Origin of the sequence: Actinomadura sp. 6N118 (genome assembly GCF_044326415.1) — a bacterium.
In the GTDB taxonomy this organism is placed as follows: domain Bacteria; phylum Actinomycetota; class Actinomycetes; order Streptosporangiales; family Streptosporangiaceae; genus Spirillospora.
In genome coordinates this window covers 196103-212744 of sequence record NZ_JBIRAZ010000002.1, presented here as the reverse complement: position 1 = coordinate 212744, position 16642 = coordinate 196103, and the positions used below count along the sequence as shown (strand labels likewise).

General features: G+C 69.3%; 17 protein-coding genes and 1 tRNA gene. 5 read left to right on the top strand and 13 right to left on the bottom strand.

Annotation, left to right across the window (positions count from 1 at the left end; translation table 11 throughout):
* The first annotated feature begins 25 nt into the window (after nt 1-25).
* Together ACH34W_RS04895 and ACH34W_RS04890 are read left to right on the top strand one after the other, a co-directional pair.
* Nucleotides 26-1066, top strand: coding sequence for an ABC transporter substrate-binding protein (locus ACH34W_RS04895; protein ID WP_395959480.1), 1041 nt, complete (start codon nt 26-28; stop codon nt 1064-1066).
* A complete protein-coding gene (locus tag ACH34W_RS04890) occupies nt 1066-1920 on the top strand; it encodes a siderophore-interacting protein (protein ID WP_395959479.1) in 855 nt (284 codons plus the stop codon). The genes ACH34W_RS04895 and ACH34W_RS04890 overlap by 1 nt, the downstream gene beginning before the upstream one ends.
* Nucleotides 1921-1934: 14 nt before the next feature.
* Here the strand turns inward: ACH34W_RS04890 and ACH34W_RS04885 are convergent, their stop codons facing one another.
* Together ACH34W_RS04885 and ACH34W_RS04880 are read right to left on the bottom strand one after the other, a co-directional pair.
* Nucleotides 1935-2999, bottom strand: a complete 1065-nt coding sequence (locus ACH34W_RS04885; RefSeq protein ID WP_395959478.1) for a DUF6528 family protein — start codon at nt 2997-2999, stop codon at nt 1935-1937.
* Nucleotides 3000-3274: 275 nt separating this feature from the next.
* A complete protein-coding gene (locus ACH34W_RS04880) occupies nt 3275-3796 on the bottom strand; it encodes a pyridoxamine 5'-phosphate oxidase family protein (protein ID WP_395959477.1) in 522 nt (173 codons plus the stop codon).
* Nucleotides 3797-3895: 99 nt separating this feature from the next.
* Here ACH34W_RS04880 and ACH34W_RS04875 point away from each other — a divergent pair, with 99 nt between their 5' ends.
* Entirely contained in the window at nt 3896-4543 is a 648-nt protein-coding gene (locus ACH34W_RS04875) for a sterol desaturase family protein (protein ID WP_395959476.1), read from the top strand.
* 233 nt (nt 4544-4776) lie between these two features.
* Nucleotides 4777-5769 carry a hypothetical protein gene (locus tag ACH34W_RS04870; protein ID WP_395959475.1) on the top strand — a complete coding sequence of 331 codons (993 nt, stop codon included), beginning with the start codon at nt 4777-4779 and terminating at the stop codon, nt 5767-5769.
* A 44-nt stretch (nt 5770-5813) separates the two neighbouring features.
* On the opposite strand, the gene ACH34W_RS04865 is transcribed toward ACH34W_RS04870, so the two are convergent.
* Nucleotides 5814-5886: transfer RNA gene (locus tag ACH34W_RS04865), tRNA-Asn, on the bottom strand.
* A 138-nt stretch (nt 5887-6024) separates the two neighbouring features.
* Here ACH34W_RS04865 and ACH34W_RS04860 point away from each other — a divergent pair.
* The gene (locus ACH34W_RS04860; protein WP_395959474.1) at nt 6025-6318 is read left to right on the top strand and encodes a YtxH domain-containing protein; all 294 of its coding nucleotides are present in this window, start codon (nt 6025-6027) and stop codon (nt 6316-6318) included.
* Here the strand turns inward: ACH34W_RS04860 and ACH34W_RS04855 are convergent.
* From ACH34W_RS04855 to ACH34W_RS04810, 10 genes are all read right to left on the bottom strand, one after another.
* The gene (locus ACH34W_RS04855; protein WP_395959473.1) at nt 6315-6770 is read right to left on the bottom strand and encodes a hypothetical protein; all 456 of its coding nucleotides are present in this window, start codon (nt 6768-6770) and stop codon (nt 6315-6317) included. The genes ACH34W_RS04860 and ACH34W_RS04855 overlap by 4 nt on opposite strands.
* 17 nt (nt 6771-6787) lie before the next feature.
* Nucleotides 6788-8107 (bottom strand): MGH1-like glycoside hydrolase domain-containing protein, encoded by a 1320-nt coding sequence (locus ACH34W_RS04850; protein ID WP_395959472.1) that lies wholly within the window; start codon nt 8105-8107, stop codon nt 6788-6790.
* A gap of 38 nt (nt 8108-8145) precedes the next feature.
* Nucleotides 8146-9147 carry a TIGR03617 family F420-dependent LLM class oxidoreductase gene (locus ACH34W_RS04845; RefSeq protein WP_395959471.1) on the bottom strand — a complete coding sequence of 334 codons (1002 nt, stop codon included), beginning with the start codon at nt 9145-9147 and terminating at the stop codon, nt 8146-8148.
* Between the two features lie 120 nt (nt 9148-9267).
* On the bottom strand, nt 9268-10116 hold the full coding sequence (locus ACH34W_RS04840) for an HAD family hydrolase (RefSeq protein WP_395959470.1): 849 nt from the start codon (nt 10114-10116) through the stop codon (nt 9268-9270).
* Nucleotides 10113-11261 (bottom strand): cysteine protease StiP family protein, encoded by a 1149-nt coding sequence (locus tag ACH34W_RS04835; RefSeq protein WP_395959469.1) that lies wholly within the window; start codon nt 11259-11261, stop codon nt 10113-10115. The genes ACH34W_RS04840 and ACH34W_RS04835 overlap by 4 nt, the downstream gene beginning before the upstream one ends.
* On the bottom strand, nt 11258-12778 hold the full coding sequence (locus tag ACH34W_RS04830) for a phosphoribosyltransferase family protein (protein ID WP_395959468.1): 1521 nt from the start codon (nt 12776-12778) through the stop codon (nt 11258-11260). The genes ACH34W_RS04835 and ACH34W_RS04830 overlap by 4 nt, the downstream gene beginning before the upstream one ends.
* Nucleotides 12779-12828: 50 nt before the next feature.
* On the bottom strand, nt 12829-13986 hold the full coding sequence (locus ACH34W_RS04825) for an HpcH/HpaI aldolase/citrate lyase family protein (RefSeq protein WP_395959467.1): 1158 nt from the start codon (nt 13984-13986) through the stop codon (nt 12829-12831).
* 201 nt (nt 13987-14187) lie between these two features.
* On the bottom strand, nt 14188-14769 hold the full coding sequence (locus ACH34W_RS04820) for a TerD family protein (RefSeq protein WP_395959466.1): 582 nt from the start codon (nt 14767-14769) through the stop codon (nt 14188-14190).
* 93 nt (nt 14770-14862) lie between these two features.
* Nucleotides 14863-15948 carry a DUF475 domain-containing protein gene (locus ACH34W_RS04815; RefSeq protein WP_395959465.1) on the bottom strand — a complete coding sequence of 362 codons (1086 nt, stop codon included), beginning with the start codon at nt 15946-15948 and terminating at the stop codon, nt 14863-14865.
* Between the two features lie 80 nt (nt 15949-16028).
* Nucleotides 16029-16607, bottom strand: a complete 579-nt coding sequence (locus tag ACH34W_RS04810) for a TerD family protein (RefSeq protein WP_395959464.1) — start codon at nt 16605-16607, stop codon at nt 16029-16031.
* Between the last annotated feature and the right edge of the window lie 35 nt (nt 16608-16642).

Below are 16642 nucleotides of genomic sequence, written 5' to 3'. Positions count from 1 at the left end.
CGCACGCATTGGAGCTTAAAACACGATGTCAGACAGCCGAGCCATCCAGTTCTCTCGCCGGGGCTTCCTCGCCGCGGGTGGCGCCACCGCTCTCGGGGCGCTCCTGACCGCGTGCGGCGGTGACGACGGCTCGGGCTCTGCCAAGGCGAGTGGCGGCGGTGCCTGGACGTTCACCGACGACCGCAAGAAACCGGTCTCCCTGCCCGCCAAGCCCACGCGCATCGTCGCCTACGTCGGCGCTGCGGCGATCCTCCAGGACTACGGGGTGGCCGACCGGGTCAAGGGCGTGTTCGGCCCGACCAAGCTCAAGGACGGCAGCCGCGACCCGCAGGCCGGCGAGCTCGACGTGAACAAGGTCACGATCATCGGCAACGCGTACGGCGAGTTCAACATCGAGAAGTACGCCTCGTTGCGTCCGGAAGTCCTCGTCGGCCACATGTTCGTCGCCAACGACATCTTCTACGTGCCGCCGGAGAGCAAGGACAAGATCCTCGGCCTCGCACCGCAGGTCGCCATCTCCACCGGCGCCCTCCCGCTGCCCACGCCCATCGAGCGCTATGCCCAGCTGGCCGCGTCACTCGGCGCCGACCTCAACTCCGCGCAGGTCACCGCCGCCAAGACCCGCTTCGAGAAGGCCGCCGAGAGCGTCCGCCAGGCCGCCAAGGCTGCGGCCGCTCGCGCCGGCGGTCTCAAGGTGCTGGCGTGCTCGGCCAGCCCGGACCTGTTCTACGCGTCCAACCCGGGCAAGAACAGCGACCTCATGTACTTCAAGGAACTCGGCGTCGACATCATCGTCCCGAACAAGCTCGACAAGGACGACTACTTCGAGGGCCTCAGCTGGGAGAACGCCGACAAGTACAAGGCCGATCTGCTGCTGCTCGACAGCCGTACGCAGGCCCTCCAGCCCAAGGACCTCGGTTCCAAGCCCTCCTGGAAGGACCTCCCTGCGGTCAAGGCGAACCAGGTCCTGCCCTGGCAGCCCGAGCCCCGGTTCTCGTACGCGGGCTGCGCGCCGATCCTCGAAGAGCTCGCCAAGACTCTGCAGACCGTGAAGAAGGTCTCCTGATGGCGGCGGCTGCAGCGCCGTTCCGGTTCTTCGATCTGAGTGTCGTGCGGACCGAACGGCTCACCCCGAACATGATGCGCGTCGTCCTCGGCGCTGATGACGGCTTCGTCTCGGGTGGACGTGACCAGCGCTTCAAGCTCTTCCTGCCACATCCCGGGCAGGACGTTCCCCTGGTGCCCCGGAGCGAGGACTGGTTCGCCGAGTGGCGGGCCCTCGACCCGGGCGTGCGGGGTGTCATGCGTACGTACACCGTCCGAAGCCGGCACGAGGGAGAGGTGGTCGTCGACTTCGCGCTGCACGGCGGCGGGCAGGACGACGGCGGGGGCGCGGGCGGGGGCGACGGCCCGGCCGCGCGTTGGGCCGTCGCCGCGCGGCCAGGTGACCGCCTCGTCGTGCTGGGCCCGACGGTGCCCGACAACGGCGGCGTGGAGTTCGAGCCGCCAGCCGGGACGGACTGGTTCCTGCTCGCGGGCGACACCACGGCACTGCCTGCGATCGGCGGGATCCTCGACTGGCTCCCGGCGGGCGCCCGCGCCAAGGTCTGGATCGAGATCCCGCACCCGGACGACCGCCAGGACCTGCCCACGGTGGCCGACGCCGAGATCACCTGGTTGCCGGCCGGCGGCCTGCTCGACGCGGTACGGAGTGCCGATCTCCCCGAGGACGGCACGCCGTACGCCTGGATCGCGGGTGAGGCGGGCACGATCCGCGCCCTGCGCCGCCATCTGGTGAACGAGCGCGGCTACGACCGCAAGCGCGTGGAGTTCATGGGTTACTGGCGCAGGGGCTCCGACGAGGAACAACTCCTCGCCGAAGCCCTCACCGGCCAGGACCCGCACACGTCCGAAGACTGAGGCGCTGGCAGCGCTCACTGGTAGCGAGGAGCGAACCAGCGGGCCTTGTAGAACTGCGCGCCGGTGAGCGTCCGAGTGGCGTTCCAGGAATTGCGGCCGAAGAACTCCGCGGTGTCGGTACACCAGGTCGTCGCGCAGCCCTTCATGGGTCGCGTGAGCAGCACCTGCCTGGTGAACGGGTTGTCGCCCACGGCCTTGACGATGGGCAGGTTCACGCTGGACGCATAGCGGTAGTCGGTCTCGAACGTGCCGTGGCGCTTGTCGAACTGGTAGACGCCGTAGTTGGTCGTGATCCAGAGACGCCCTCGGTCGGCGTACACCGGCGCCAGGTCGTGGCCGCCCTGCGTGGGCAGTGCCACACGCCGTATCTCACTCAAGGTGGGTGTGCTCGCCGTGCCGCCGACCTTCAACTCCACGAGGTCGTCGTCACCGATCGCCCACAGCACCTTGCGCCGCGGGTCCCACAGCACGCCGTGGCCGCCCTTCAGCTTGAACTCTGTGTACGTGGTGTCCGCTGGTCCCTGCGAGGCGGCGTAGACCCGCACCCACCCGCCGGTGCTGGCGGCCGCGGCGATGTTGCCGTCGGGCAGCAGTTCCGCGGCGTGGACGTTGCTCGGCCGCCCGGCGTCGACCGCCCAGAGCCGCTCGCCCGAGGGGAACTCGACCGCGCCGATGTAGCCCCATGAGTCTCCGGCGAGCACGTAGGCCTTGTGCCCCGCCGTACGGACCCGCACGTCCGAGACCGCTCCCCACCCTGCCAGCACGTCCCCGAACCCGGCCTCGGCGGTCGGCGCCCACGACCACTTCACCGCACGGGGATCAGCTGTCCAGTCGCGCCGCCCGGCGTCCAGCACCCAGATCTTGTGCGCGCCCTGGTCGCCCCCGACGACCCAGCCCCACGCGGTACCGCTGGCCTTGGCGGGCGGCGTCGCGAGCTTCGACACCAGGTGGCGCGGCAGCGGGTCGGTCTGCGGCCCGGGCGGCGGCGTCGGAACGGCATGTGCAGGTGCTTGGAACGCGGTGGCGAGGACTCCGGCAGTGGCGGCGAGGAAGAGCCCGCGGAATGCTCTGCGCAGCATGGGACCTCCTGAGGGGAGCGAAGGATGCGCGAGGAGCCTCCATGGAGCACAAAGCCCTCAGGCGACCAGCAGGCGTCCAAAAGATGATCACCCGGCGTATGCGTTCTGGCCCCCGAACGAGGACACGCTATTGGACCACCGGACGTGGACACCGCCAACCGGCGAATTGCCAGGTTCTTGGCGCGGCTGCTGTATTGCCGGAATGCGCATGCGCAGTTCGGAGCCGATTCCGCAACGCGGGCGGACGCGTACGCCATGTCCGCCCGCGCGAGCCGTCACCGGTCCCGGCCTGTGAACGTCCACCGGGTGGCTCCGTACGGCTCAGCCGTGGCGACCCCGAAGGCCGCATCGAGCGAGAAGTGATACACGTGCCAAGGCGGCGGCCCTGCGCTAGGCGCACTGTACGGCGCGGTGAGCCCCACCCCGTCCGACTCCGCAGGCCATCCTCCTGCCGCGTACCGTTCCGCCACACGCTCCAGCAAGACCGGATCCTCGACCCGCGACGCCGTACCCTCAAGCACGAGGTCGAGCCCCTTCACCCGCATCGACACCGTGCACGCCGGATTGGCCGCCAGGTTGCGCGCCTTCCGCGCACCGGGGCCGCTGGTGAAGTAGAGCTCACCATCCAGCCACAACATCCCGACGCCCGCTGAGTGCGGCCGCCCGTCCGGCCGGGTCGTTCCCAGGAACACCGGTGTCTCCGCCGATGGCAGGCCCTCCACCATCGCGTCCCGTGCCCTGCTCCACGGCAGCACCGCGTCCCCGTAGATGTCCAGGTTCTTTGTCTCGACGTCCATCTCCACACCTTCCTCTCAAATCTGCAGACCGGCCATCACCGCGAAACTCATCGGTGACTACACTGGATCAGTGGCTCATCCACTGATCCAGGAGGCTCAATGAACAAGACCCAAGAGTTCCGGCGCAGCGACCTGACCCTGGGCGAGGCCGCGCGCCTCTTCATGAGCTACCCCAACGCCAAGATGCTGCTGCCGATCACCGCCGCGGCCATCGCCACCCGCCTAGCCCTGGGCAAATTCACCAAGCGCGACACCGCGACCCTCGTCACGACAGTCGCCATCGAGCCGTTCGTCGAATGGCTGATCCACGTGAACGTCCTGCACCTTGGCCCCCGCACGTTCCGCGGCAAGTCCTACGAACTGCCTTCATCCAAGAAGCACCGGCTGCATCACAGGGACCCGCGCAACCCCGAAATCCTCTTCATACCGGCCCTGCCCCCAACACTCCTGGGCCTGGCCGCCGCCAACTGGGCGATCCTCCGCAACCCCCGCCGCACCCTCACAGGCATAGCGACATCGTTCACCCTCCTGACGGCCTACGAGTGGACCCATTTCCTGATCCACTCCGCCTACACCCCGAAATCAACCCTCTACAAGAAGCTCCGCCGCACCCACCAGCTTCACCACTTCCGCAACGAGAACTACTGGTACGGCATCATCACGCCGATCTCCGACAAGGCCCTAGGCACCTACCCCGCCAAGGAAGAAGTCCCGCCCTCCCCCACCGTGAAAACCCTGGGAGTCTGAGGCCCGCACCAACAACAAGATCATGCCCGCTCCCACATGGGGCGCGAGATCAGGCCTCGAACCAGTTGCAGCAACTCGTCGCGTTCGGGAATGGCACCTGAGGATGATCTTGCTTCCCTCGCGCAGGGGAAACGATCGTCGGCGGTTCCCACCGTGGGGGGTCCCGCACTGTCGCCGGCTCCGGAAGGCTCGGCCGGTGTTGGGATCGGCTGGCGCGGAGAGTGTGGATACAGGTGACGGCAGGGCTTTCGGCGGCGAGCGTGGGTGCGCGCTGGAGCGTGATACGCAGGCTCGCTGGCTATGCCGCGGCGCTCAGCATGGCGCTCTACCTGGTGGTCAAGGTCGTCTGGGTCGTCGCGGCCCTGCTCGGGCACGCTCCGGATGACTTCGGCACCGCCGACTGGGTGGTGCTGAACGCCGTCACCGTGGTGATGGCGGTGACCGGAGTCGCGCTGGGGCTGGCGCTCGCCCAGCGATGGGGACGTCGGCTGCCCGCCGTACCGGTGATCTTCTTTTCCTGGGTGGGGGCGGGCTTCCTGGTCCCGATGCTTCCGTACGCGCTGATCAGGAGTGTTCTCGGCGCGTCCGGGGCCGACCCGGGGAGCGACGGCTCGGATGCGGCTCCGCGCTGGGAGACGGTCTTTATCACCATCGGCTTCGCCGGAATGGCCGTGGGCCTGGCCGTGGCCCTGCCGATCTACCTGAGGGAGAGATGGCCGCAGGCCTTCCTCGGCCGAGTCGGGGACGGCCAGGCTCAGCCATCACCGCTGGTCACCGCAGCGCTGGTCGTGGCCGGCGGGCTGGCCCTGCTCTGGTCTCACTGGGCGCTGGGCGGGACACTGGGCCTCGACCCGACACGCGATCGCTGGGATCTCAACGGGCGGCTGCTGAACGCGAGTTCGGGACTGTGGGCCCTGCTCGCCGTCTGGAGCATCTGGGTGCTCACCCGCCGTCGGCCACGCCGACTGCGATTGTGGATCCCGACGGCGCTGGCCTTCGGGGCTTCAGGCTCGCTGTTCGCGTGGAGCGCCTGGAAGTTGCCAATGGTGATCCTCCAGCCCGGAGGCTTTATCACCGCTGAATACACACTGGTCGCAGTCGTTCAGCATGCCCTGAGCATCGGCGTGGGCCTGGCGCTCATGGCCGTCCTGCTGCGCTCCACCTCGACGGCCGACACCACGGCGCCGGGTTGGCTGCCTGGAACGCAGAAGGCCCCTGCTCCGTGATCGGAGTGGGGGCCTGAGCTTTGCCTTTGCGGGCGTGAGAGAAGCTCCCGCGATTGGACTCGAACCAATAACCTGCCGGTTAACAGCCGGCTGCTCTGCCGATTGAGCTACGCGGGATTGGCGCTCGCCAGGGGTCTTGCGCCCTGCCAGCGGGTCTAGATTAGCGCATCCGGGGACCTGTTCGTGCCGGTGTGACTGGCCACACGGTTCCTGGGTATGTCTGGCAGCACGATTCCGCACCACTGGGGGGTGGGCATGAAGCGCCGCGCAATGTTCGTCGCGGGTGCCGTCGTCGGCTATGTCTTCGGGACTCGGGCCGGGCGCGAGAGGTACGAGCAGATCAAGCGGACCTCGCGCAAGCTCGCTGAGAACCCGACTGTCCAGGAGACGGCCGGGGTGCTGCGCGCCAAGGGCGAGGAGCTCGCTGGGGCGGCCAAGGTGAAGGGCGGCGAGCTTGCCGACAAGGCGGGGCACGCCGTCACCAACAAGCTGCACAAGGATTCCGAGCCGGCTGAGTTCGAGGATCCGCGGCGGGAACCGGTCAGTTAGAGGCCGGTCTGGCGGCGCAGGTCTTCCAGGAGCTGCTCGGCCTGGGCCCGGAGGCCCGGGTCAGCCGGGTCGAGGCCTGCGTCGAAGACGAACGTCCAGCGGATGTCGCCGCCCGTGGCCGGGCGGCGACCGGCGATCCGGACGCTGCCGCCGTGGGGCAGTTTGGCCTGGTGGCTGACCGCGATCGTGGCGGTGACGCGTTCGCGGACGGTCTCGGGGACCGAGCCCGGGGCGGTGAGGCCGACGTGGTGCTCGGCGGTGGCCGTTTTGACGTGGAGGTGTCCGTTCTTCCAGGACGCCTGGTCGATGCGGTCCCAGGGAATGCGCAGGAAGCCGCCCTCGATCTTGGGGATGTGGAGGGCCGTCGTGGTGGCGACGACGTGCGAGCCGCCGCGGGTGGGGGCGTGGGTGAGGACGCGTTCACGGCGTTCGAGATCGACGGGCGGGCGCATGCTCCGAGCGTAGGCGATCAGGCGGCGCGGGGGGCACGGCGGGCGCCGAGAAGATCGAGCACGAGGGCGGCCGACCAGCTGTAGTCGTGGCTGCCCCGGCCGGTGCCGTCGAACGGGTCGAAGTACTCGCGGAAACCTGATTGGCGGACCAGGCGGAGTGTGGACCCGTAGAGGAGGTCCGCAATGACGGTCAGGTCGTGGCCGAGGGCGCCGTACCAGAGCAGCCAGTTGGTGCAGATCCACGTCGGGCCGCGCCAGTAGCCGCCTCGGTCGAAGGACGGCGCCTGGATGTCGCACGACGGGACCGGATAGCCCGCGGCACCCGCGAAGCGCGCTGAGAGCAGGAGATCGACCAGGTTGCGGATCACAGGGTGCGGCAGGTCGGGGTCCAGGAGGGGGCCGAAGGACGACACGGTGACGACCGGGAGCAGGCGGTCGTCGCGGAGGTCGCGGGCGCGGAAGCAGCCGGTGTCGCGGTCCCAGAGGCGGTCCAGGAGGCCGCAGTGGATGCGCTGGGCCGCCTCGCGGTGGGGGGCGGCGTCGGCGTCGATGATCGTCGCGATCTCGGCGAGGGCGTGGGTGGAGGCCAGGTAGGTGGCGTTGACCAGGGGGTCCTGGACGGCGAACGGGTGGTCGTCGCGGAGATACTCATCCTGGTAGCCGGCGTCGCGGAGCAGGGTCACGAGCCACACGTAGCGGTCGTAGTCCTCGCCGGTGGGAAGGTTGCGCGGGAGCCTGCTGGGGGCGTAGCCGGTGGGCGGGAGCTGGAGGGCGCCGAGGGGCCTGTCCCAGGCGGGGCTGTTGTCGAGGCCGGACTCCCAGGGGTGGCAGATGGCCATGAGCCCGCTGCCGTCGAGGTCGCGGGCCTCGGCGAGATAGCGGTGCTGAGCGGCCAGTTTGGGATAGATGTGGGCGAGGAAGTCGCGGCTGCGCTCGGCGTCGGAGGCACATTCATGGAGGCGGAGGGCGGCCAGGGCGTGCAGGGGCGGGTGTGTGAGGCCCGAGGTGTGAGTGTTGCGGGGAGCGGCGGGGTGCTGGTGAGAACGCCACACGTCGGGGCCGGGGAAGTAGGCGAGCCTTGACTGGTCGGTGTTGAAGACGATGTGCGGCACGAGGCCGGTCCCCCACTGGCCACGGAAGAGGGACGTCAGTTCGTGCTCGGCGCGGTCCCGTCGGTGCCGGGCCAGGCCCATGCAGATGAACGCGGAGTCCCAGCTCCACTGGTGCGGGTAGAGGCCTGGGGACGGAACGGTCGCCGCCCCGGTCCAGTTGGCGTCGAGGACCCGTGCCGCGGCTTGCCACAGCACGCTTTCGTCGCCGGTCAGACGGGGACTCATAACCTGAGGGTGACCTCTCGCTCGCGTTCTGGCCACCCCTAGGAGGGGACCGGTTCACAGGTGATCTCGTGGATGCGGGCGACGAGGCCTGCCCAGGTGCCCGGATCCTGATGGAACGGTCCCATCAGGGTGACCCGGCGGCAGAGGGCTCCATAGCGCCGGACGAGGAGTTCGGGGATCTCCGTCAGCTCCCCGCGTACGGCGACCTCGCTGATCAGCTCGTCGTCGATGAGGCCGGGCATCTCCCGCCAGCGGCCCTGCCGGGCGAGCATCGCGAGCTCGTCCTGCAGGCCGGCGCGTCCCGCCGATTCCAGGACGCGCCGGTACGCGGGGCTCGCGCCGTAAAGGGCGATCGTCTCCCGGGCCTGCCGTTCCGAGCGTTCGTACGCCTCGTCGGTGGCGCCGGTGACGAGGAAGGCCGGGGCGATCACCTCGATGTCCTCCCAGGACCGGCCGGAGAGGCGCAGCCCGCGTTCCAGCGCCGGAACGGTGGTCTCGCGGAGGTGCCCGGCGGTGGTGAAGCCGTGCAGGATCAGCCCGTCGGCGAGCTCGCCCGCGAGCTGGGTCATGCGCGGCCCCACCCCGGCGAGGTAGATCTTGGGTGGGCCGTACGGATGCGGCGGCGGCGTGAACCACGTCTCGTTCTGCCGCGTCTCGTTCTGCCATGATCGCCAGATGCCGCGGATCGTGCTGATCAGCTCCTGCATGTGCGGCACCGGCGGCTGGAAGGACATGCCGTACCGCCGCGCGGGCCTCGCCCTGATCTGTGCTCCGAGCCCGAGCATGAACCGCCCGCGCGAGTACTCCTGCAGGTCGTTGGCGAGATGGGCGAGCGTCATCGGGCTGCGGGCGAGGGCCGCCGCGATGGACGTGCCCAGCCCGAGCCGGGTGGTGTGCTCGGCCGCCCGCCCGAGCGGCAGGAACGGATCATGACAGGACTCGGCGGTGTAGAGGGAGTCGAACCCGATGTCCTCAGCCAGCCGGGCGAGCGCGGAGATCTGCCGGAGCTCCGGGCCCCCCACAGCGACGTCGACCTTCATGCCGCGCCTCCGGGTGGTCGCGCACCGTGGATTACCGCGATTGTGACGTCAGAAAGCGGCTACGACGACCCCTTATTCGCTGTCGCTTCTCTTCGTTGAGATCGGCTGGTACGTGATTGTTCACGCCTCTGTGACCGTCTCTGTGACGGGGCCTGTCAGCGGCTCTGTCTCGGTGGTGCGGTCGAGCAGCCAGCCGACGATCTCCTCACCGGCGGCGATGCCCCGGGCGGCGGTCACGGTGGTACGGGGCGAACTCCAGCCGGTGTCGTGCAGCTCGCCGTGCGCAGGCCGGATCGCGGCGTCGGCGAATTCGAGGAGTTCGATGTCCAGGAGCGAGTCCCCGGCCGCGAGCGTCAGTTCGGCGCCGGTCCGGCGGGCCACCTCCGCCGCCGCGTCGGCCTTGGTGAGGGTCTCCGGCAAGCAGTAGACCTTGCGTCCCTGGAGCGAGGTGCGCCAGCCGCGTTCGGCGCACCAGCCGGTCAGCTCGGCGATCCAGCCGGCCGGGAGCGCCGCCCGGTCGACGACCGTGTAGGCGAAGAGATCAGCGGCGGTACGCAGCTTCAGCACGAAGTCGCCGCCCACCCGGACGAGGTGGTCGTGCACCTCGTCGAGTCCCGCGCGGCCTTCGGCGACGCGTGCGCGTACCTGCGCGGACCATTCGCGGTCGTCGACGCCGTCCACGAGAATGTGGCCGCCGTTGGCGCAGATCGCGTACTCCGGCGGCTTTTCCAGGAGGTGCACCCGCGCGTACTGCTCGGGCGTGCGCGTCGTCGTCGGCACGAGGGTGGCGGTGCCCGCGAGCAGTTCCAGCCCGCGCGCGGCCGTCTCGGTGACGAACGAGAGGGGCGCGGCCTGGTAGAGCTCCACGCACAGCAGCCGGGGCAGCGCCGCGTCGGGCCCCGCCAGCCCCATCGCCGCGGCCGAGTAGATCAACGTGCGATCGAGGTCCGAGCAGACCAGCAGGGTCACTGAACGGCTCCCTTTCCGAAGCTGGGGTGGATCAGGCCGACGCAGGCGTACGGGAGCGCGCCCGGCTCCACCTCCAGCACCGGGACGCCGCGTTCGGCGGCGAGCAGGCGGATGTGTCTCAGGTCGTCACCCGCGTCGGCGCGGGCCAGGACCTTCCACGGAACGCGGCGCAGCAGCACCCGGGTGGTCTCTCCCACTCCGGGCTTGATCAGGTTGAGGTCGGCGATGCCGTGCTCCCGGCCGACCCGGCGCACCGCCTCCCAGCCCGACCAGTCCGGCGTACGGTCGGCGGCGAGCAGATCGGGTGCGTCCTTGGCCACCTGCTCGGCGACAGCCCCGAAGCGCGCGCAGATCGTGTCAAGGAACAGCTCCGACACGTCAGAGTCCGCCAGCTCGGCGTAGAACTTCGCTCCATGGAAGTCATCGGGGCCGATCAGCCGGTCGTTCAGGACCGTACGGCTGACCAGCCCGGAGACCGTCGAGTTGAGGCAGGCCGACGGGATCAGGAAGTCGTCGCGGGTCCCGTAAAGCGGAGTGCACCGGGCCGGGTCGGCCAGCACCGCGAGCTGGTCGGAGAAGCGCTCGCCGGGGTGGGCGGCGGCGTGCTCGTCCAGCGCCGCGGTGAGCTCCCGGGTGATGGCGCCCTTGCCGGTCCATCCGTCCACGAACATCACGGTCGCCGGGTCGTGATGCGCGGCGAGATAGCGCAGCGCCACGGCGTCGATGCCCCGTCCGCGCACGATGCTGACCGCGTAGTGCGGCAGGTCGAGCCCATGCGCGAACCGCGCCCAGCGCCGAACGAGCACCCCGACCGGCGTTCCGGCGCGCGCGAGCGAGGCCAGCACGGTGTCCGGGCCGCGCTCGGCGAGGATCAGCTCGGAGATCAGGCCGACCGCGTACGCGAGCCGCTCGGCCGACGCGTCGAGGGCGGCGCGGAAGAGCCGCTGGTACGCCTCACCCGGCTGGTATTCGACCGGCAGGGACTCGGCGTAGTGGGCCCGCCCGGCCTGGATCGCGGCCTCGCGTTCCTCGGTGGGCGCTTCCAGCCGTACGTGCGACAAGTCCTTCAGCAGCCAAGCGACATCGGCAGGTGCGTAACTGCCGAAGTCAGGCCCGTACAGCGGAGCAGGCAGCACGCCGGTCACAGCTTCCCCTTCCGCAGGGCGGGAATCACGACGACGGACACCGGCGCCAAGGCGCTCAGCTCCGCCAACAGCCCGTCTCTCAGCGCCGCCGTGTCAGCGACGTCGTCGATGACGAGCACGATCGCGTCGAACGCGTCACCAGCGAGCTCAGCGCCATCATCGAGCTCAGCGTCACGAACGAACTCGGCGTCACCAACGAGCTCGGCGTCACCGACGAACCCTGCGTCAGCATCGAATCCCGCAGCGACGTTGTAGGCATACCTCTCCCCTGGCCCATCCGCCGGGTTGTCGTGTGCAGGGAACGCCAGCCGCCTCCGGATCGCATAGCCCGGATCGTCCACGGCGAGCACCGGCGAACGTGTGGTCGTCGAGTACCGCACTGCGACGTCCGGAAGGGCGTCCGCGAGCGCCTCAGCCAGCCGCAGCGGGGCGTACATCAGCTCCTCGAAGCCGAGCACCAGCACGCGCCCGCACCCCGCCAGCGCCGGAACGAGGCGCGCCGCCATGTCGGGCAGTCTCTTCTCCAGAAGCTGCCGATGCTCGGGCGTGAATCCGTGCCGTCCGCCGTCAGGCAGACGCGCTGGCCATTCGACATCGACTCGCGTCACCGGCCGCATCTCCTGCCGGCGGGCCGGCTGCTCGCCGCGAGCGGCTTCAAGCTCGGCGACGACGGTCTGACCGGATTCCAGAATCCCGTCAGGAAGCTCGACCCGGCCGCTCGCGAGGGCAACGGCATCGATGCGCACGCCGAGCTCGGCAGCAAGCTCGCGCGTGCGTGCCCTGTCTTCGTCGTCGCGCAGGTCCACCAGCGCCGCGACCACGTAGTGACGCCGCGGCCGTACGGCATGGAGCGCACGGATCGTGTTGAGCACCGTGCGGCCGGTCGAAAACTCGTCGTCCACCAGCACCATCGGCACCTCGGCCCCGGCCGCCGCGGGATCGGCCGGGAGCAGGAGGTGGCTGGTGGCGTGGCTGTGCTCCTCCTCGAAGCCGCCGTACGTCGCGAAGCCGTCGACCAAGCGCCGTGTGGAGTGCAGGTAGTAGGCCCCGCCGAGCGCGTCGGCCACTGAGTGCCCGAGGGCGGTCGCGGTCTCGGCGTATCCGAGCACCACCGCGTCCACCGGGGTACGCGGCGTCCGCATCCGATCCCGCAACGCGGCGGCAGCGCCCGGACGTCCCTTGAGCGCCTCCGCGAGCAGCCCACCAAGTCCGATCGATCCACCCGCCTCACTCAGGCCGCCCGGCTCGCCCAAGCCGTCCGGGCTGCCCAAGCCATCCGGCTCGCTCAGACCATCCGGCTGCTGCTCGTTCAGCCGGGCCCTCACCAGGTCGCCCAGCAGCAGCCCCGACCCGTACACCAGCCGCGGGTCGGTCGGGACGTGCTTGCCGAGCACCGCCGACACCAGCAGATGCGCCCGCTTCGGATTACGCCGCACCGCCAGGCCCAGCAGATCGCTCAGGCCGACCCCGGCTGGGCGTTCACCGTCGACCAGGCGTACGTCCAACCGGCGCGACACCCACGCTCCAGCCCAGGTCTCAGCGTCGGTCCGGCGCTCAGTACCGGCGCTCACCGGCCACCCGCCGCGTCAAGGAGCTCGACGAACGTGACGTCCTCGGCCGCCACTCCGAAAACGTGGGCGCGGAGCATGAGGCGCTCGGCCCAGGCTCGGTGCGGCCCGGCCTCGTTCATCTTGTTGGCGTACGAGCTCGCCATCGCACCGCCCCCTGCCACGCCAAGGATGTCGGCGGCGTCGCAGTACTCCTCGTGGGTGACCACAGAGAGCGCGTGCACGGCCGCCACATGGCTGGGATGGATCACGGTCTTGCCGGTGAGGCCGTTCGCCTTGTCGAGGTGGACCTCGCGGATCAGCCCGTCGAGGTCGGAGGTGATCAGCCGCTGGCGCAGCGGTGCGGCCCGCTGGGCCTCGAACGGCGACTGCCGCAGCTGGGGCTTGAACATGCGCTCACCGGCCGAGAAGTACTCCCAGACAGGACCGGTGACCACGAAGCCGGTGCCGTCGGCGCGGCCGAGGATGTTGACGACGTCGGCGATCACACCGGCCACCGGCTGGATGTCGTAGATCGTCAGGTCCGGCGGCCGGCGCAGCCCGTACGCGGCGGACATGTCGGTGGCGCCCAGCCGCACGGCGAGAATGCGTTCCCGGTGCTTGGCCAGCAGCAGCGCCACGTCCTGGAGCAGCTCGCCGCGCGTCTCGCGGTAGACCGCCTCGCGGCTCTCGATCACGGGCATGGCCAGCAGGCGCCGGCCGGTGCGTTCGGCGGTCTCGCCGAGCGCGTCCAGGAAGGCCTCGCCGTTCACGGCGGTGAACTTCGGCAGCACGAATCCGCTGATCAGCTCCACGGCGTCGCCGAGCCGTGTGGCCAGGTCGCCGATCTGCTCGGGGGTACGGACCCGGACGAACAGGAGCGGCGCCTCGGCTCCGGCCGCGTGCAGGCGGCGCAGGTGCTCGACGGCGTTGGCCTCGGCGACGACGACGTCGGCGTCCCCGATCGAGTCCTCCAGGCAGATGACCATGCTGGTCACACCGCGCCGGTGGGCCTTGGTGACGTCGTCGGCGAGGGTGGGACGGGTGGCCGGGCTGTAGAGGGTGGCGCCCAGCGCGACTGCCAGCACCTCGGGGTCGGCGTGCCGGTCGAAGCGGCGAGGCTGCCGGTAGAACAGGTGCTTTCGGTCCGCGGTGTCGATGTGGTCAAAATGCCGCATGCACGCTGGGTCCTTCCCCATCGTCGGGCCCGCACGCGGGCACGATATCCAGGGTATGTGGTGGTACGCGGGTATTCGGTCATACGAAAAACACCGACGAACACCACATGATGCCCGTCGGTGCTTTTCCGCCGCAGTTTGTAAAGCCCGGCCTACGGTCGGCCTACAGGTGCGCAGGCATACCGCAGGCCTACCGCAGGCCTACAGGTGCGGGGTCACCGCCGGAACGAGATGCTGGACCGTCCGGCCGGTGGCGATGGCACCGATCGCGGTCATCGACCAGCCCTGGCCGTCCCGCGACACCTTGGCCATGATCTGGGCGTTGTGCTGGCCTGAGCCGCTCAGGTCGTAACGTGCCAGCTCCTGGCCTGTCCCCTCGTCCACCAGGCGGCAGAACGCGTTTTCGATCTGCGAGAAGTCCTGCCCGGTGAACGAGTTGACGGTGAACACCAGCTGGGTGATGTTGCCCGGCAGGCTCTGCAGGTCGACGTTGATCACCTCGTCGTCGCCCTCACCCTCGCCGGTGAGGTTGTCGCCGGTGTGCAGCACCGAGCCGTCCTTGCTTCGCAGCTGGCGGAACCACACCGTGTCGGCGAGGTTGCCGCTGGCGTCGAAGAGCAGGCAGGACGCGTCAAGGTCGATCGACTGGGCCTTGCCCTTCTTGCCGAACAGGCCCTTCTTGGCGATCGCGTCCCAGCCCAGCCCCATCTTGACACGCGTGAGAGTGCCCCCGCCGGGCTTGGCAAGGGAGACCTTCTGCCCCTTCTGCAGTGAGATCGACATCATCCGCTCCTTTGGTGATGAGTTGGGTCACACGCGGGGTCTTGGCTCGGGGGGCTCTGTGGGGACTGAATTCAAGGTGATGTGTCTGGTGGGTCACACTCCGGTGGAGTGCAGTTGCTTGTCGGGGGCCGCTTCGTCCCCGGCGTCGCCGTTGCGGTTGCGGATCAGGGAGCTGATGAACGCGGCGATGATCAGACCCGCACCGAGCCCGCCGGTGATCGCCTCGGGCACATGGTGGCCGATGCTGATCAGCATGCAGACCGCCAGCGCGCCGATCGCCCACATCGCGCCGTGCTCCAGGTAGACGTACTCGTGCAGCGTGCCCTTGCGCACCAGGTAGACCGTCAGCGACCGGATGTACATCGCGCCGATGCCCAGGCCCAGGGCGATGATGATCAGGTTGGTGCTGATCGCGAACGCGCCGATCACGCCGTCGAAGGAGAACGAGGCGTCGAGTACCTCAAGGTAGAGGAACAGGAAGAACGCGGCCTTGCCGGTGGCCACGACCAGCCCGTTGGGCCCCTTCTTGACGTCCTCGTCGTCCTCGTCGAGATCCCCCGCGCCCTCGAAGAGCTCGCCGAGCCCGTTCACCAGGATATAGGTGATCATGCCGAGCACGCCGGCGATCATCACCTCGCCGGGGTTGTCGGCGAAGTAGCCGCCGGCCAGGGCCAGCGCGGTGCCCGCGATGACGACCGCGAGCTGGTCGAGCTTGCCGATCCGCGCCAGCGGACGCTCGAGCCAGGCCAGCCACTGGTGGTCGTGCTCCTGGAACACGAAGTCGAGGAAGAGCATCAGCAGGAACATCCCGCCGAACGCGGCGATCATCGGGTAGGCGGACTCGAGGGCGTGCGCGTAGGCCTTCTCGTCGTTCAGCGCCAGGTCGAAGGCCTCGAACGGGCTCATCCCGGCGGTGATCGCGACAATGGCCAGGGGGAACACCAGCCGCATGCCGAACACCGCGATCGCGATGCCGATCGTCAGGAAGATCTTCTGCCAGAACACTGACATGCGTTCGAGCACCTTGGCGTTGACCACGGCGTTGTCGAACGAGAGCGAGATCTCCAGGACGGCCAGGATGGCGACCAGGGCGAGTCCGGTAAGCCCGTCGTACAGGAAGGCGGTGAGCAGGCCGGCGGCGGTGACACCGAAGGACCACCCGAAGGTGCGAAGAATCATGAATGCGTTTCTGCTAGGCGGGGTGACTGGCGCTGATCGGCATGGGCCATCGGCGGTGCTGATCGACGCTGATCAGCTGATCAACCGACGTTGACGCCGAAGTCCATGGCGATACCGGCCAGACCTGAAGCGTACCCTTGGCCGACAGCGCGGAACTTCCACTCCCCGCTGCGCCGGTAGAGCTCGCCGAAGACCATGGCGGTCTCGGTGGAGGCGTCCTCGGTCAGGTCGAATCGCGCGAGTTCGTTGTTGTCGGCCCGGTTGACGATGCGGATGAAGGCGTTGCGCACCTGGCCGAAGCTCTGGCCGCGGTTGTCGGCGTCGTAGATCGACACTGGGAAGACGACCCGTTCGCACTCGGCGGGCAGCTTGACCAGGTCGACGTTGACGACCTCGTCGTCGCCCTCGCCCTCCCCGGTCAGGTTGTCGCCGGTGTGCTCGACCGAGCCGTCCGGGCTGCGCAGGTTGTTGAAGAACACGAAGTGCTGGTCGGAGAGGACCTTGCCGCTGCTGTTCAGCAGCAGCGCCGAGGCGTCCAGGTCGAAGTCGGCGCCGGTGGTGGCGCGCACGTCCCAGCCGAGCCCCACCGAGACGGCGGTGAGGTCGGGGGCGGCCTTCGTCAGCGAGACGTTGCCGCCCTTGGCAAGCGATACTCCCATGATCGCGCTGCTCCTTGGCTCTCTCTGATCTCGGG

Excerpts from the sequence above, each read along its gene's own strand:
- ACH34W_RS04895 (WP_395959480.1), top strand. The coding sequence starts at position 26 with ATGTCAGACAGCCGAGCCATCCAGTTCTCTCGCCGGGGCTTCCTCGCC.
- ACH34W_RS04890 (WP_395959479.1), top strand. The coding sequence starts at position 1,066 with ATGGCGGCGGCTGCAGCGCCGTTCCGGTTCTTCGATCTGAGTGTCGTG.
- ACH34W_RS04885 (WP_395959478.1), bottom strand. The coding sequence starts at position 2,999 with ATGCTGCGCAGAGCATTCCGCGGGCTCTTCCTCGCCGCCACTGCCGGA.
- ACH34W_RS04880 (WP_395959477.1), bottom strand. The coding sequence starts at position 3,796 with ATGGACGTCGAGACAAAGAACCTGGACATCTACGGGGACGCGGTGCTG.
- ACH34W_RS04875 (WP_395959476.1), top strand. The coding sequence starts at position 3,896 with ATGAACAAGACCCAAGAGTTCCGGCGCAGCGACCTGACCCTGGGCGAG.
- ACH34W_RS04860 (WP_395959474.1), top strand. The coding sequence starts at position 6,025 with ATGAAGCGCCGCGCAATGTTCGTCGCGGGTGCCGTCGTCGGCTATGTC.
- ACH34W_RS04855 (WP_395959473.1), bottom strand. The coding sequence starts at position 6,770 with ATGCGCCCGCCCGTCGATCTCGAACGCCGTGAACGCGTCCTCACCCAC.
- ACH34W_RS04850 (WP_395959472.1), bottom strand. The coding sequence starts at position 8,107 with ATGAGTCCCCGTCTGACCGGCGACGAAAGCGTGCTGTGGCAAGCCGCG.
- ACH34W_RS04845 (WP_395959471.1), bottom strand. The coding sequence starts at position 9,147 with ATGAAGGTCGACGTCGCTGTGGGGGGCCCGGAGCTCCGGCAGATCTCC.
- ACH34W_RS04825 (WP_395959467.1), bottom strand. The coding sequence starts at position 13,986 with ATGCGGCATTTTGACCACATCGACACCGCGGACCGAAAGCACCTGTTC.
- ACH34W_RS04820 (WP_395959466.1), bottom strand. The coding sequence starts at position 14,769 with ATGTCGATCTCACTGCAGAAGGGGCAGAAGGTCTCCCTTGCCAAGCCC.
- ACH34W_RS04815 (WP_395959465.1), bottom strand. The coding sequence starts at position 15,948 with ATGATTCTTCGCACCTTCGGGTGGTCCTTCGGTGTCACCGCCGCCGGC.
- ACH34W_RS04810 (WP_395959464.1), bottom strand. The coding sequence starts at position 16,607 with ATGGGAGTATCGCTTGCCAAGGGCGGCAACGTCTCGCTGACGAAGGCC.